This window comes from Pontibacter deserti (assembly GCF_023630255.1).
In the GTDB taxonomy this organism is placed as follows: Bacteria; Bacteroidota; Bacteroidia; order Cytophagales; family Hymenobacteraceae; genus Pontibacter; species Pontibacter deserti.
Genome location: NZ_JALPRS010000003.1, coordinates 350,990 through 365,889 on the forward strand (window position 1 = coordinate 350,990; position 14,900 = coordinate 365,889).

At 45.1% G+C, this 14,900-nt stretch carries 14 protein-coding genes; 7 read left to right on the top strand and 7 right to left on the bottom strand.

What is annotated here, in order from left to right:
- Window positions 1–118: 118 nt before the first annotated feature.
- From rpoN to MJ612_RS16455, 4 genes are all read left to right on the top strand, one after another.
- A complete protein-coding gene (rpoN, locus tag MJ612_RS16440; RefSeq protein ID WP_187032114.1) occupies window positions 119–1,573 on the top strand; it encodes an RNA polymerase factor sigma-54 in 1,455 nt (484 codons plus the stop codon).
- Between the two features lie 121 nt (window positions 1,574–1,694).
- On the top strand, window positions 1,695–2,315 hold the full coding sequence (locus MJ612_RS16445; protein WP_250419217.1) for a hypothetical protein: 621 nt from the start codon (window positions 1,695–1,697) through the stop codon (window positions 2,313–2,315).
- Between the two features lie 74 nt (window positions 2,316–2,389).
- Window positions 2,390–3,172 carry an enoyl-CoA hydratase-related protein gene (locus tag MJ612_RS16450; RefSeq protein ID WP_187032112.1) on the top strand — a complete coding sequence of 261 codons (783 nt, stop codon included), beginning with the start codon at window positions 2,390–2,392 and terminating at the stop codon, window positions 3,170–3,172.
- Window positions 3,173–3,353: 181 nt separating this feature from the next.
- Entirely contained in the window at window positions 3,354–4,076 is a 723-nt protein-coding gene (locus MJ612_RS16455) for a TapB family protein (protein ID WP_187032110.1), read from the top strand.
- 71 nt (window positions 4,077–4,147) lie between these two features.
- Here MJ612_RS16455 and MJ612_RS16460 read toward each other — a convergent pair whose 3' ends face one another.
- Complete coding sequence (locus MJ612_RS16460; RefSeq protein ID WP_187032108.1) at window positions 4,148–4,978, bottom strand: hypothetical protein; 831 nt, start codon at window positions 4,976–4,978, stop codon at window positions 4,148–4,150.
- Between the two features lie 87 nt (window positions 4,979–5,065).
- A complete protein-coding gene (locus MJ612_RS16465) occupies window positions 5,066–5,779 on the bottom strand; it encodes an ABC transporter ATP-binding protein (protein ID WP_187032106.1) in 714 nt (237 codons plus the stop codon).
- A gap of 219 nt (window positions 5,780–5,998) precedes the next feature.
- Between MJ612_RS16465 and MJ612_RS16470 the strand changes: the two genes are divergently transcribed.
- On the top strand, window positions 5,999–6,586 hold the full coding sequence (locus MJ612_RS16470) for a DUF4142 domain-containing protein (protein ID WP_187032104.1): 588 nt from the start codon (window positions 5,999–6,001) through the stop codon (window positions 6,584–6,586).
- A gap of 89 nt (window positions 6,587–6,675) precedes the next feature.
- Window positions 6,676–7,242: a DUF4142 domain-containing protein gene (locus MJ612_RS16475; protein ID WP_187032102.1), complete on the top strand. Its 567-nt coding sequence runs from the start codon at window positions 6,676–6,678 to the stop codon at window positions 7,240–7,242.
- 60 nt (window positions 7,243–7,302) lie between these two features.
- Here MJ612_RS16475 and uvrA read toward each other — a convergent pair whose 3' ends face one another.
- The 5 genes from uvrA to MJ612_RS16500 form a co-directional block, all read right to left on the bottom strand.
- Window positions 7,303–10,200, bottom strand: coding sequence for an excinuclease ABC subunit UvrA (uvrA, locus tag MJ612_RS16480; protein WP_187032100.1), 2,898 nt, complete (start codon window positions 10,198–10,200; stop codon window positions 7,303–7,305).
- A 130-nt stretch (window positions 10,201–10,330) separates the two neighbouring features.
- A complete protein-coding gene (locus MJ612_RS16485) occupies window positions 10,331–10,720 on the bottom strand; it encodes a YidH family protein (RefSeq protein WP_250419218.1) in 390 nt (129 codons plus the stop codon).
- A gap of 31 nt (window positions 10,721–10,751) precedes the next feature.
- Entirely contained in the window at window positions 10,752–11,159 is a 408-nt protein-coding gene (locus MJ612_RS16490; RefSeq protein ID WP_187032098.1) for a DUF202 domain-containing protein, read from the bottom strand.
- A gap of 124 nt (window positions 11,160–11,283) precedes the next feature.
- Complete coding sequence (locus MJ612_RS16495) at window positions 11,284–12,147, bottom strand: LOG family protein (protein ID WP_250419219.1); 864 nt, start codon at window positions 12,145–12,147, stop codon at window positions 11,284–11,286.
- A gap of 142 nt (window positions 12,148–12,289) precedes the next feature.
- Window positions 12,290–13,537 carry an ABC transporter permease gene (locus tag MJ612_RS16500; RefSeq protein WP_187032096.1) on the bottom strand — a complete coding sequence of 416 codons (1,248 nt, stop codon included), beginning with the start codon at window positions 13,535–13,537 and terminating at the stop codon, window positions 12,290–12,292.
- 186 nt (window positions 13,538–13,723) lie between these two features.
- Here MJ612_RS16500 and queA point away from each other — a divergent pair, with 186 nt between their 5' ends.
- Window positions 13,724–14,770 (top strand): tRNA preQ1(34) S-adenosylmethionine ribosyltransferase-isomerase QueA, encoded by a 1,047-nt coding sequence (gene queA / locus MJ612_RS16505; protein WP_187032094.1) that lies wholly within the window; start codon window positions 13,724–13,726, stop codon window positions 14,768–14,770.
- The last annotated feature ends 130 nt before the right edge of the window (window positions 14,771–14,900 follow it).

The following is a 14,900-nucleotide window of genomic DNA, read 5'->3' on the forward strand; positions in this document are numbered from 1 at the left end:
GCTATACTTGGTAAAAAATCCGCTAAACAAACGAATTTTCAACCTTTTGTTGATAATGCGAGTAAAATTATTCTAAATTTGAAATACGGGCAACCGTTACAGAAACCAACTCTAAACCATGCAGCGTCTCGACTTAAGACAACTTTTACAGCAGAAGCTATCGCCGCAGCAGATACAATTTATCAAGCTGCTGCAGATACCTACGGCTGAGCTGGAGATGCGCATTAAAGAAGAACTGGAAGTAAACCCTGCCCTGGAAGAAGGCAACGACGAGCCTGCCGAAGACCTCTATAGCGAGTCTGAAAGCGACGATTACGGTGATACCGACGATGATTACGGCAAAGACGATATCGACCTGAACGATTACCTGCACGACGATGAAATAAGCGGTTACAAAATGCAGGGCGACCGTGGCGGCGAAGATGAAGACGACCGTGAAATGCCAATTGCCGTGGCATCTACGCTAACCGATCAGTTACTGGACCAGCTTGGCTTTTTAGACCTTGATGATAAGCAGCACACGATTGGCATGCAGCTGATCGGGAGTATAGATAACGATGGTTACATACGCCGCGAGCTGAGCTCTATCGCCAATGACCTGGCTTTTTCGCAGAACATAGATGCCAGCGAAGAAGAGATCGAAGAAGTGCTGCACATGATCCAGACCTTCGACCCAGCCGGTATTGCTGCCCGCGACCTGCCGGAGTGTTTGCTGCTGCAACTGCATCGCCGCGACCAGGACGAAACAACTATACTTGCCGAACGCATTTTAGAAGATGCCTTTGATGAGTTTACCAAAAAGCATTACCAAAAGATACAGAGCAAATTTGGTGTATCAGAAGATGCACTGAAGAAAGCTGTAGATATAATTACCAAGCTGAACCCGAAACCAGGTGGCGCCGGCGCTGGCATGACGCGTATCCAGTATATCATCCCGGATTTTATACTTACCAACAACAACGGCCAGCTGGAGCTTTCGCTTAACTCGCGGAATGCCCCAGACCTGCGTATCAGCCGTTCTTATGCTGATATGTTCGATGCCTATGAGAAATCAGACAAAAAGGATAAGAAGCTGAAGGAGACAGTGGCTTTTGTGAAGCAGAAACTGGATGCAGCCAAGTGGTTTATAGATGCCATCCGCCAGCGCCAGAACACCTTGCTGCGCACCATGGAGTCTATCATAAAGTACCAGCACGATTTCTTTCTGGAAGGAGATGAGAGCTTGTTGAGGCCCATGATCCTGAAAGACATTGCCGAAGATATTGGCATGGACATAAGTACCGTTAGCCGTGTAGCCAACAGCAAAGCCGTACAGACCGAGTTTGGTATTTACCCGCTCAAGTATTTCTTCTCAGAAGGTATAGCCACCGACTCCGGCGAAGACGCCAGCAGCCGCGAAGTAAAGCACATCCTGAAAGAGATTATTGAGGGCGAAAGCAAGCGCAAGCCACTCTCTGACGAGAAGATAGAGCAGATACTGAACGAGAAAGGCTACAACATTGCCCGCCGTACTGTTGCCAAATACCGTGAGCAACTGAATATACCTGTGGCCCGCCTCCGCAAAGAACTATAACTTTAGAAGTATGAATGCTGAATTATAAATTATGATTTACAGCAAAGTATAAATGTGTAAGTATAGTAGCAAGTATAAATTTCAAGATCAATTCGACATTCATAATTCATAATTAAATACCGTGAACCGTTCTCTTGCCAGGTTTTTGTCGGTAGTGCTACACCCGCTGCTGCTGCCAACTTACCTGTTTGCTTTTATACTTTACTACCTGCCTGCGCCTGCACTTTCGCTGCCCATGCAAAGCCGCTGGATTGTGCTGGGCATGATCTTTTTTACCACGTTTATAATTCCCGGTTTAGGTGCCTATGCTATGGTGCGTGCCGGCCAACTAGACTCTATGGAGATGGAGCGCCGGGAACAGCGCCGCCTGCCGTTGCTATTTACGGGTTTGTGTTATGGCATCACCACCTACCTGTTGTACCGCGAACCTGCTTTCGATGAGATTTTCTATTTTATCATGGTGATCATTACGGCCTCGGTATTGCTAACCTATAGTATCTCCCTGTTCTGGAAAGTGAGTGCACATAGTGTAGGTGTTGGTGGAGCTTTAGGCTTGCTGGTACTGCTAAGCAAATTAATTCCTGATGTACCAATGCTGCTACCCTTATCTGCAAGTATTGTTTTAACAGGCGCAGTACTATCAGCCCGTCTAGCGCTACACGCACATACACCTTACGAAGTGTACACCGGTTTCGGAAGCGGCTTTCTGCTGGCACTAATGGCTGGTATGTTTGCGCTGTAGCAGGCTGTACCTGCTTTGCACTTACCCTCATATACATTACCTTTGGCTAAGAACAAAATAAACCTACTGAACCTATGACTTACGAATGTTTACTATATGAAGTGCAGAACGGCGTGGCAACTATAACGCTTAACCGACCTGATGTTTTTAATGCCTTTAACGATCAGCAAAGCTATGATCTGCAGGATGCCCTGAAGCAGGTAACCCGCGACGATAATGTGCGTGTGGTAGTGCTGACTGGTGCCGGAAAAGCCTTCTGCTCAGGACAAGACCTGAAAGCAATTGCCAATACCGATAAGCGAGATCTGTCGGAGTCGTTGGAGAAGCGTTACAACCCGATCATACGTGCGATGCGCAATTTGCCTAAGCCGATCATCTGTAAACTGAATGGCGTTGCTGCCGGTGCCGGATGCTCTCTAGCGTTGGCCTGTGATATGGTAGTGGCCTCTACAGCTGCAAGTATGATAGAGGTATTTGTAAATGTAGGCCTGGTGCTGGATTCAGGTTCTTCGTTTTTCCTGCCGCGCGTAGTGGGTTCGCTTAAAGCTTTTGAGCTGAGCACATTGGGTTCGAAGGTATCTGCTGAAGAAGCATTACAGTTAGGTATGGTAAACCAGGTGGTGGCGCCTGAAGAATTAGATGGGGCTGTTGCTGCGTTGGCTGCCCGCTATGCTGTAGCGCCAACAAAAGCCATTGGTCTGATGAAGAAGATGCTGAACAAGTCTTTCAATTCCTCTTTAGATGAGATGCTGGATTACGAAGCTTATTGTCAGAAGATTGCAGGTAACTCTGCCGATTATAAAGAGGGCGTAACAGCCTTTAATGAAAAGCGCAAGCCAGAGTTTAAAGGAGCTTAAGTATAAAATCTATAAAAGCTGATATATTGAAGCCAGAGCATTGCTCTGGCTTTTTTTATACTTGCTATTCAGGTCATCTGTACTTATTACCCGTACCTATAGGTGAGTAAAGGTAATCTCTATACTTCCTGATTCTGGTTGAATTGAGCCTTGTTTCTCTATAATTGAAATGTGTAATTCTATGGGTAAGAAAGCAATATGTTTTTTGATGGTTCTGATGGCAACTATAGTTTCAGTGCCTTTGTGCGTACTGGCCCAGGATTGTGCAGGCTATTATCTGTTTGTGAACAAAGCAGAATATGAACTGATACACTATGATAAAAAGGATAAATTAACTGGCAGGGTATATCATAAAATCACGTCCGTAAACAGCAGCCCGACCAAAACAGAAGCTACCATACATAGCAAGCGGCACGGCGAAGAAGGCAATCTTACTACAGAAGGAGATTATACTGTTTACTGTCAGGAGGGGAGTGTTTTCATAGACATTGGTATAATGGTAAATCCTGATTTGTTGGAGGCTCACCAGAACGCAGATATAAAAATACAGGGCGACCAGCTAGAATATCCTTCAACATTAGCAGTAGGGCAAACCCTTAAAGATGGTTCATCTACGATTGATGTGCTGGATAAGAAAAACGGACAAATATTATCTTCCATAGTGGTAACTATAACTGGCCGCACAGTTAGTGAGAAGGAAAGTATAAACGTACCTGCAGGAGCCTATAATGCTTACAAGATCAAACAGGATATGGAAATCCGCACCAGAACAGATATGAACAAGCAAGTTACCCGCCTCCAGATAGTTGAATATTTTGCACCTGGCATAGGGATGGTGCGCTCCGAATCTTACAAAAACGGGAAGCTAATTGCTTATAGTGTATTAAGTAAAGCAAACAAGTAACAACTGAAAGTGTAAACCATAAAAAAGCCTGCTACATACTATAGCAGGCTTTTTATACTTAATAAATAGCTTTAGCGCAATTCTATTCTTCTGGAGCGGTTGTTAATAGTTAACTCAGCAATTTTATCGCAAGGCTCACCCCCGATCGGATCATAATCAAGCACCATCGTATGCCCATTTTCGGTTGTGGTGCGTACAAGGCCCGCCACAAAATTTCGCACACAGGTCTGTGCCATCACAAGTTTAAGTGGCTGCTCAATTTCAGTATTAAATTTTATACCTCTTCTGTTCAGGCCAGTTGATCTGCCTGTTATCTGGTAAATATCGTCCGTTAATAAACGAGTATCAGTTCCAGCAATTCGCTCTACAACACGTACAGCGCTCCATTCCAGGTTGCCTTTTGGAGTCACAATTCTTGCATCACGTACTACTACATTCATTTCATTAGCATTAACATAGGTCTTGGTTTTAGTGCCCGTAAAATGCATGTCGTTTACATAGTAGTCTTGCAAGGTTATAGTTACGCTGGAGCCTGCTGTGTGGCGCTGGCCTTCGAAAACAGCTACAATTTTACCTCGTCTGCTCCTGCCGTCGCGGCAAACACAATTGGTAGTTCCAAAATCAATGGTAAGCGTCCGGGTTTCTGCATTAAAGGTGCGGGTGGCGCAGGCAGGAAAGGCTTCTGAAGTGGCTGCAACACGACCATTTAAAAGAGCCTCTTCATTACCGGCTTCTTCTACAAAGTCCCCCATTGTATTAAATTCCATTTCAGCCAGTGTTTCGGATTCCACAGTTTCCGTATCTACTGTTTCAATCTCATCTTCAGTTTTCTGGCAGGCAGTAAAAGACAATAAGGCAGCCGTAGCTACTAGTGGTAAGATTTTCACAAGTTGTTTTTTCATAATCATTTCAGATGGAGAGTGTATGCCAGTTAGAGCAATGCAACCTGCAATAGTTTAACGCTATATAGAAAAAATATTGCTTAGGCTCTAAAATGAGTAGCCAACTGAGAATTTTAACTGGCCAAGCGGTGTGGCAGCAATGTAAGAACTTTCATCGCTTGCTAGTTCATGCCCGATAATATGCTCTGGTAATAACTCATCGGCACTGGTAGCTCTTGCATACTTTACACGACCACCTAAAGATCCGGCAAGCTCTAACGTAAAGTGCTGACCTAACAGGAATTGCCCTCCCAGCTGGTAGCTCAGGTCTAAGGAATTTTGGTATAAACGACCAACAAAACGGTAGTCTGGTGATGATGGATCCTGTTCAGGTAGCTCAAAAACGTTTTCCTCAAAAACCATAAAACGGTAGCCAAAAACCGGTCCCCAGAACAAGCCAAAAGGAGCAGTTCGTTTTTTTGTGTTATAGTAGCGCTGGCTCATATGTATGGCAACTCCCATTACATTTTTTGCTTCATAATCTTCCCAATCATCGGTTTCGCCTTTCAGGTAGCTTTTATAGATGTACCCGATGCCATACTCGTTTGCCACACGTTCGGTGCGAAGCTTTTCAAACGAAAAGTATATTTCACCAATCTGTAGCGGGTGCACTTTTATAATGCGATCATGTGCTGTATCTATTTCACTTATTTCCGGAGTGTCTATGTCCTGTTCCTCGTCCTGCGCCTGAGCAACGCCGGCAGTAAGCATAAATATTACAAATAAGCAGGTTTTAATGCGAGTTGAGAGTTCTTTTTTCATACACTGAGTAAGAAGTATAAATAATATCGTTAACAGAAAAATAATTTCCCAGCCATTACAAAAAGTATAATCTGGTGCTGGCCGGAATTGGCTAAGCTGCTATTGTAACGGGAGTTAACATAAACCAGTTTATACATATCTACAATATAACTCCGTGATAATTAGGGCGTATAAAAAATGTTACTAATTATATTTAGTTACTTAACCTACTATAAAACTATGAAAAAAATTGCATCAACAGGTTTAATCGCTTGTGCTTTATTATTTAGCTTAAGCTGTAACCAGAAACAGGAACCAGTAGAAGAGGCCCAGGAAGCAAATGAAGAGGTTGCCGAAGGCACTGAAATGGAAGATGAAATGACAGACATGTCCGACTTTATGACCAAAGCAGCAAGCGGTGGTATGATGGAGGTGGAACTGGGTAAAATGGCTCAGGAGAAAGGGCAGCACAAAGACGTAAAAAGCTTTGGGCAAATGATGGTAACCGACCATACCAAAGCTAATACTGAATTAAAAGCACTGGCTGGTACCAAAAACATTACACTGCCAGATAGCATGAGCAAAGACCACATGGATCATGTAAGTGAACTTCGCCAGAAAACAGGCGCTGAGTTTGACAAAGCTTATATGGACATGATGGTATCTGACCATGAAGAAGATGTGCAGTTGTTTGAGGATGCAGCACAAAACCTGCAGGATCCGGAAGCGAAATCTTTTGCAAGTAAAACTGTACCTGTGCTGCGTAAGCACCTCGACCGTGCGAAACAGGTAAAAGACATGGTTGATAAACAGCAAAGCAACCAATAACCCCGGCTAAGACCTACTTAGTAAAACATATGAAAGCATCTGTAAGTACCTATACTTTACAGATGCTTTTTGTTTTTAACCAAACGACTATGAAACGATATTTACCTTTATGCCTGATGTTTGCTATGGTGTTGTGCCTGCACACAGGTTGCAATTCTAACGATAGCATTAGGGCAGCCGCTGACCAGAGTGTAACTCAGTTTGAACAGGCCGGGCAGAAAAATATGGAGAACGATGCCCTGTTTGTAGCAGAAGCTGCCAGCGCTAATATGTTGCAACTACAGCTGAGCCAGGAAGCAATTGCACGAGGTGTTAGCCCTGAAGTAAAAACGATGTCTCAGGAAATGGAGGAGGCCCATGAACAAATGCTGACCGAGCTGCAGGACCTTGGAAGTAAGGCTAATTTTGTGCTGCCACAAACCTTGGGTAATGCACACAAAGATGTACTTGAAGAAGTTACCGCTAAAGAAGGAATAGCTTTTGACCTGGCCTATATCAGGGAGATAAGGCACCTGCACGACAAGCTCCTGGAACGTTACGAAGATATGGCGGAAAGTGGTGTATCGATGGACGTAAAACAATACGCATCGCGGCAGTTACCACTTATCAGGCAGCACCTGCAGGAGGCCGAAGCCCTTGAAAAGAAGATACAATAAACAGCAAAGCCGCAACTATAAAGTATAGCTGCGGCTTTGTTTTATACTTTTAGTTATACTTTATTCCTGCCCGTCTTCGCGGTAGTGGCTGGTTGCCAGTTCCTCTTTCAGGAAGCGGGAAGTATAGCCTTTCTTTACTTTGGCTACTTCTTCCGGTGTACCGGCAGCAACTATAGTTCCGCCACCTTCGCCACCTTCCGGACCAATATCAATGATATGATCCGCAATTTTAATCAGGTCGAGGTTGTGCTCTATAATAAGTACCGTGTTGCCTTTGTTGGTCAGCTTATGCAGTACTTCTGATAAGTGCTCGATGTCCTGGAAGTGTAGTCCGGTTGTCGGTTCATCCAGGATATAAAGTGTCTGTCCGGTATCTTTTTTCGATAACTCAGTTGCCAGCTTTACACGTTGCGCCTCACCGCCTGATAGTGTGGTAGCCTGTTGACCAAGTGTAATGTAGCCTAAACCAACTTCATTCAACGTCTGAATTTTACGCAGGATACGCGGCTGGCTCTCGAAGAAATCCACGGCCTGCTCTACGGTCATGTCCAGTACGTCGGTTATACTTTTGCCTTTAAAGCGTACTTCTAGGGTCTCGCGGTTATAGCGCTTTCCTTTACACACTTCGCATGGCACATACACATCCGGGAGGAAATTCATTTCTATGGTTCGCATACCTGCACCTTCACAAGCTTCGCAACGGCCACCCTTTACGTTAAACGAGAATCGACCCGGCGAATAACCCCTGATCTTAGCTTCCGGCAGCTGTGCAAATAAACTTCTGATGTCAGTAAACACGCCGGTATAAGTAGCAGGGTTAGAGCGTGGCGTACGGCCAATCGGCGACTGATCCACTTCAATTACCTTATCTATCTTATCCAGCCCTTCTATCTTTTTATAAGGTAACGGCTCGCGCTTAGCCCTGAAAAAGTGGGTATTGAGTATAGGATAAAGCGTGTCGTGTATCAAAGATGATTTACCTGAACCCGATACGCCCGTTACGCAGATCATTTTACCTAGTGGCAACTCCAGTGTTACGTTTTTCAGGTTATGGCCGGTAGCTCCTATCAGCTTTAATGTTTCGCCGTTGCCTGGCCGCTTGGTGCGTGGCACGGCGATGCCGCGTCGGTTACTCAGGAAGTCAGCGGTTGTCGTGCCGGCGTTCATCATTTCTTCCGGAGTGCCAGCTGTTACCACCTGCCCACCGTGTATACCTGCGCCGGGGCCAATATCCACCACGTAATCTGCCTGCAGGATCATATCTTTGTCGTGCTCTACAACTATAATAGAGTTACCCAGGTCACGCAGGTCTTTCAGGGCATTTATCAGGCGTTCGTTGTCGCGCTGGTGCAGGCCTATACTTGGCTCATCCATAATGTATAAAACACCCACCAACTGCGTACCAATCTGCGTTGCCAAACGGATTCGCTGACTTTCGCCACCAGATAATGTTTTAACAGGGCGATGCAGGCTCAGGTAATCCAGGCCTACATCCAGCAAAAAGCCGATACGCTTGCGGATTTCTTTCAGTAGTTCGCGGGCAATTACGTTCTGGCGCTCGCTCAGGCGTTCTTCAAGCCCCTCGAACCAGGCAGCCAGTTTGTTTATATCTAATACCGAAAGCTCACCAATATTCTTGTTATCGATCTTGAAGTGTAGCGATTCTTTCTTTAGTCGGTGGCCGTTACACTCCGGGCAAGTATTGGTCTGGGTAAAATCTTCTACCCACGAGCGTATACTTTCCGAATCAGACTCCATTTGCCCTTTCAGGAAGTTGATGATTCCTTCGAACTCCACTACATAGTTACCTTTCTTGGTATTCACTTCCAAGTCTTCTTCCAAACCATAAAGCAATACCTTCATTACATCCTCAGGCAAATCCTTCAGCGGTGTAGATACCGACACTTTAAAGTGCTTGAACAATGCTTCTATCTGCTTAAAAATCCAGATGTCGCGGTACTCGCCAAGTGGGGCAATGCCACCACGGCGTATACTTAAGCTTTTGTCAGGTATAACTGATTCTTCTGTAATTTCCTGTATCTCTCCTAAGCCATTACAAACCGGGCAGGCACCATAAGGGGAGTTAAACGAGAAGGAGTTCGGAGCCGGATCGTCGTAGGCAATGCCAGTGGCCGGGTCCATGAGGTGGCGCGAGAAGAAGTGCGTTTTGTCGGCATCTGCATCAAGTATAAGCACCGTACCTTTGCCATGCGTCAGCGCATTTTGTATAGAGCTCGACAAACGGAAACGATCTTCTTCCTTTACTACGATCTTATCGATTACGATCTCGATATCGTGAATTTTATAGCGGTCTACCTGCATCTTCGGCGCTATCTCCAGCATCTCACCATCTACGCGAGCACGGATAAAGCCCATTTTGCGGATCTGCTGGAAAAGCTCGCGGTAATGACCCTTACGGCCTTTTACCACCGGTGCCAGCACAACTATACGCTTGCCATCAAAGTTTTCCAGAATATGATTTACGATCTGGTCGTCGCTCTGGCGCACCATTTTTTCGCCGGTTACATAACTAAAGGCCTCTGCGGTACGTGCCCATAACAGACGCATAAAGTCGTAGATCTCTGTGATAGTACCAACAGTAGAGCGCGGGTTGCGGCTGGTAGTTTTTTGTTCAATGGAAATTACCGGCGATAAACCCTCGATCTTGTCTACATCAGGGCGCTCCAGGCCACCCATAAACGAGCGGGCGTAGGCCGAGAAAGTTTCCATGTAGCGGCGCTGCCCTTCGGCATAAATAGTATCGAAGGCTAACGACGATTTGCCCGAACCACTGATGCCTGTGAAGACCACTAGTTTGTAGCGCGGCAGGGTTATAGAAATGTTTTTGAGATTGTGTTCGCGGGCGCCATATACTTCAATTTGCTGCGTTTCGCCGTTATGCGAGAAGGCTGCTGAAGCTACGCCGGTATCTGTAGTTTGCTTTTGTTCTAAAGCCATTCAGGATGCGTTGATTTTAAATAGCAAAGGTATAAAATTGCCAGCGCTTTACGACAGTAAAACTCCAACCCTTCTTAACAGAAAAGAAGGGCAATTGGTTTAGCATTTGCTAAGTTTCCTGCTTTATACTTCAGTCCACGTTGCCGTAGCGGGAGGCTTCTTTTTCGTGGATGGCGGCGTGGTGGTGACTGGTCTCTGTAAAATCTTCGCGCTGCCTTTTTATCAGTTTCTGTTTCTGAAAGTACCTGTAGAAACTATAGGCAGATAATATTACTCCGACAAACATAAGCGCAACCCCGGCAGTTTCCATATAAACGTTACCGGAGAACTTAACAGCCGCAATACCACCGGCAATAATAGTGATAGCCGTGCGAAGATAAGCCATTAATGTTCGTTCATTAGCAAAAATAGTACGCTGAACAGCCATCTGGTTCCGAACCTCAGTGTTCTTTTTCTCTTGGATCTTCAGCTTTTTCTTTAGCTTTTTGATCGTTTCTTTATCCGGATCGGGTAGCATCATGGCTTGGCAGGTATAATTTAATAACTATAAGCTAAACTATAGGATTAGGTGTGTTGGTATCTGGCTCTGCTTTTTCCTGGGCGGCTACTTCGGCATGTACCGGGCTGGTTGGTGCATACACCCGTGTATGGTGCTGTATTCTTTCCTGCTTTTTACAATACCTGCGATACCCCACAAAGCCAATAACTAAGCCTATAGGTATAAACATTGCTCCAAATCCTTTGTACAACGGGTCTTCAAAAAACTTTATGAAAGATAAACCAGCCAGCACCAGTGCCATGGCTGTACGGCTATAGGCAAGTAGCGTACGTTCGTTGGCGAGTTTAGTGCGCTCCATGGCTAGCTGGTCCCGTACTTCCACGTTCTGCTTTTCCTGTACTTTCAGGTCTTTTTTCAGCTTCTTACGCTCTCTGCGGCTTAGTATACTTCTCCAGTTCATACTGAAAGTATACGACAGCAACTATACAGGGGATAATAGCTATTGTTGCAGACTGCAAACAAACAAAAAGCCCGCTGTGTTGGCAGCGGGCTCTTGATAAATATAAAGTATAGTTGTTTCTCTCTTAGAAGTTTGGAGAAAGCAGGTATTTGTTGTAGAAGTCGTCGATCACTTTCACAGCTTCCGATGGATCGTCTACAATGTGTACCAGGTCAAGGTCTTCAGCGCTGATATTGCTTTCAACATGCAGCATCACATCTTCTACCCATTTCATTAAGCCTTCCCAGTAAGAGCGGCCAACCAACACAATAGGGAAAGCCCCGATTTTCTTTGTCTGGATAAGCGTGATCGCTTCAAATAGCTCATCTAGTGTACCAAAGCCACCAGGCATCACTATAAAACCCTGCGCATACTTCACAAACATTACTTTGCGAACAAAGAAGTAATCGAAGTTGATGATCTTATCAGAGTCTATGTAGATGTTATTGAACTGCTCAAATGGCAACTGAATGTTCAGACCTACCGATTTACCACCCTCAGAGTGAGCACCTTTGTTACCAGCCTCCATAATGCCCGGGCCACCACCAGTAATTACGCCATAACCATGGCGTACCAGTTTGGCAGCAATTTCTTCGGCCATTATATAGTATTTGTTGTCTGGCTTGGTACGTGCCGACCCGAAAATAGAAACGCATGGTCCGATCTTGGCCAGTTTCTCGAAACCATCCACGAACTCAGCCATTACTTTAAATATCTGCCACGAGTCTGCAATTTTAATCTCGTTCCAGTCTTTGTCTACAAACGCTTTACGGATACGGATATCTTCTTCAGAAGCAGGTGGGGCCAATACCTCGCCTGACTCACGCAGGTCGGTAATGGATTTTGCTTTGTTATCGTTTACATCGGGCTTTAAAATGGTTTGCCCGCTACCAGTGTTTAGCGACTCGTCGTGTAACTTCGTCTTGCTTGTCTTTCTAAGCTTTGTCATAGTAATTAAATCATCTACATCTGCAGGGCAACTTTACCCTGTGGCGCTTTTATAACCTGCGCCTTTCAACATCAAAAATATTTAAACCGCCAAAATACAGGCAGTGAGGTGAACACTGCAAAATGGCGGCGTGTAAATTACTTTATTTAGAGCGGATTGCAATAACCGGATCAAGATTAGATGCCAGTACAGCCGGAATTATACCTGAGAGCATACCAATCACGGCGGATACGCCAAGGCCAAGTATAATGTTGCCAACAGATAAACTAATCTTCATCATGTCCTGAGGAATTATAGTAATAAGGAACACCAGGAATATACCAATGGCACCACCTAACACACTGAGGAACACTGCCTCGAACAGAAACTGGAAAAGGATAAAATAGTTTTTAGCGCCCAGAGATTTTTGTATCCCGATAATGTTGGTCCGCTCTTTTACTGACACAAACATGATGTTGGCTATACCAAACCCGCCAACCAGAATAGCAAAGCCGCCAATTACCCAACCTGCAAGGCCAATCACATCAAAAAAACCTGTTACAGCCTGTGTAGCCATCTCAGGGCGGTTTATGGCGAAGCTGTCGTCATCCTGTGGGCGCAAGCCCCGAATGTTTCTCATCATGCCCCGTGCTTCGTATTCCAGTTCCTGCAGGCCTTCGTCGTCTTCGCGCCCTTTTAAAGCTATAGTTGTTCCTACTCCATCCGGGCCGGTATCATACATCTTACTGAATGCCCCAAACGGAATAATGCCCATCTGGTCAAAATTAGGCATCCCAAACATGTTCTCACCCTGTTTTTCAACAACTCCAATTATTCTGAAACGCTGGCCACCCACCTTTAGCTCCTGGCCAATTGCCCCTCCGTATGGGAAAAGCGCTTCAGCAATCTCTTTACCTATTACAACTACATTGCGCGATGCATCCACCTCCTGTGGTACAAAGTAGCGGCCTTCTTCAATCGGAATCTCGCTAACCTTGCTGTACTCATAGGTCACGCCCATCAGTATTCCATCAGAGAAGCTATTGCTACGGTACTTGTAGGTGCTGCCGCCTTTATCTGCAAAAATAGCGACCCCGGCATCGTTTACCATGTTACGGTCCATTTGCTTGAACTCGCGCATGGTTGGCTCTGGTCGCTGAAAATATTTCCACCAGGGATAGCTGCCTCCAAAGCTCCAGGGCCACTTCTGCACATACAACACTTTATCGCCGATAAAACTCATGCTGTCGCGCACGTTTCGCTCCAGAGAGTCTACCAGCGTAAAAACTGATATAATTGCGAAAATACCTATGGTTACACCCAGCAACGATAGCAACGTGCGCAGCATATTAGAGCGTAAAGCCTGCCATGCAAAACGAAAGCTTTCTACTATCAGGCGCAGGTATATCATTTAGTTTTTATATCAGTTGAAGTAATTTTTTTAAAAGTAAGAATAATTCGGTCAAACTAAGTAAATTTGCGGCTCGTTTTTTTGTTTATTGCCGGGTTAATTTTCCGAACTCCTGAAGGTCGCAATACTGTTACAGTAACAAAGCCTTTTTACCATTTGGAATCCAAATACCGTAATATTTGATCTATGAAATTATCTGAATTTAAGTTCGATCTGCCGGAAGAACTCCTGGCTACACACCCAACTGAAAACCGCGACGAATCGCGCATGATGGTGTTGCACCGCGACACAGGCAAGATTGAGCACCGCATCTTTAAGGATATCCTGGAGTATTTCGATGACGGCGACGTAATGGTAGTAAATGATACCAAAGTGTTTCCGGCCCGCCTTTATGGTAACAAAGAGAAAACTGGTGCCAAGATAGAAGTTTTCCTCCTTCGTGAGCTGAACAAGGATATTCACCTGTGGGACGTGCTGGTTGATCCGGCCCGAAAGATCCGTGTGGGTAACAAGTTATACTTTGGTGAAAGCGACCTGGTAGCCGAAGTTATCGACAACACTACTTCCCGTGGCCGTACCATTAAGTTCTTGTTTGATGGTACTGACGAAGAATTTTACAAAACTATAAACGACTTAGGTGAAACGCCGCTGCCGCGCTACATTAAGCGCGAAGCTGAGCCGGAAGATCGTGAGCGTTACCAGACAGTGTATGCCAAAAACGTAGGTGCTGTAGCTGCGCCAACTGCCGGCCTGCACTTTACAAGAGAAGTACTGAAGCGCCTTGAGATTAAAGGTGTGGATGTTGCTCCGCTTACATTGCACGTTGGTTTAGGTACATTCCGCCCTGTAGATGTGGAAGACCTGACCAAGCACAAAATGGATTCTGAGAACTTTATGGTACCTCAGGAAACAGCTGAGATGGTAAACAAGGCATTGGATAACAAGAAGAGAGTTTGTGCTATTGGTACAACAACGATGCGTGCATTGGAATCTTCTGTATCTGCGAACAACCGCCTGAAGCCAAACGAAGGCTGGACTGACCGTTTCATTTTCCCTCCATACGATTTCAAGATTGCGAATGCACTGGTAACTAACTTCCATATGCCGGAATCTACGCTGCTGATGATGACAGCTGCTTTTGGTGGATATGACCTGGTAATGAAAGCGTACGAGGAAGCTGTAAAAGAGAAATATCGTTTCTTTAGCTACGGCGACGTAATGCTGATCCTGTAAGTATAAAGTATAAACTACTTGTTAAATTATAGAAGCCCCAGCCATACAGGTTGGGGCTTTTGTTATTAATTGCTGATTGTTAAATTGTTGAATGGTTAAATTGTTGGATCAGGATTATAAGATTAGCAGG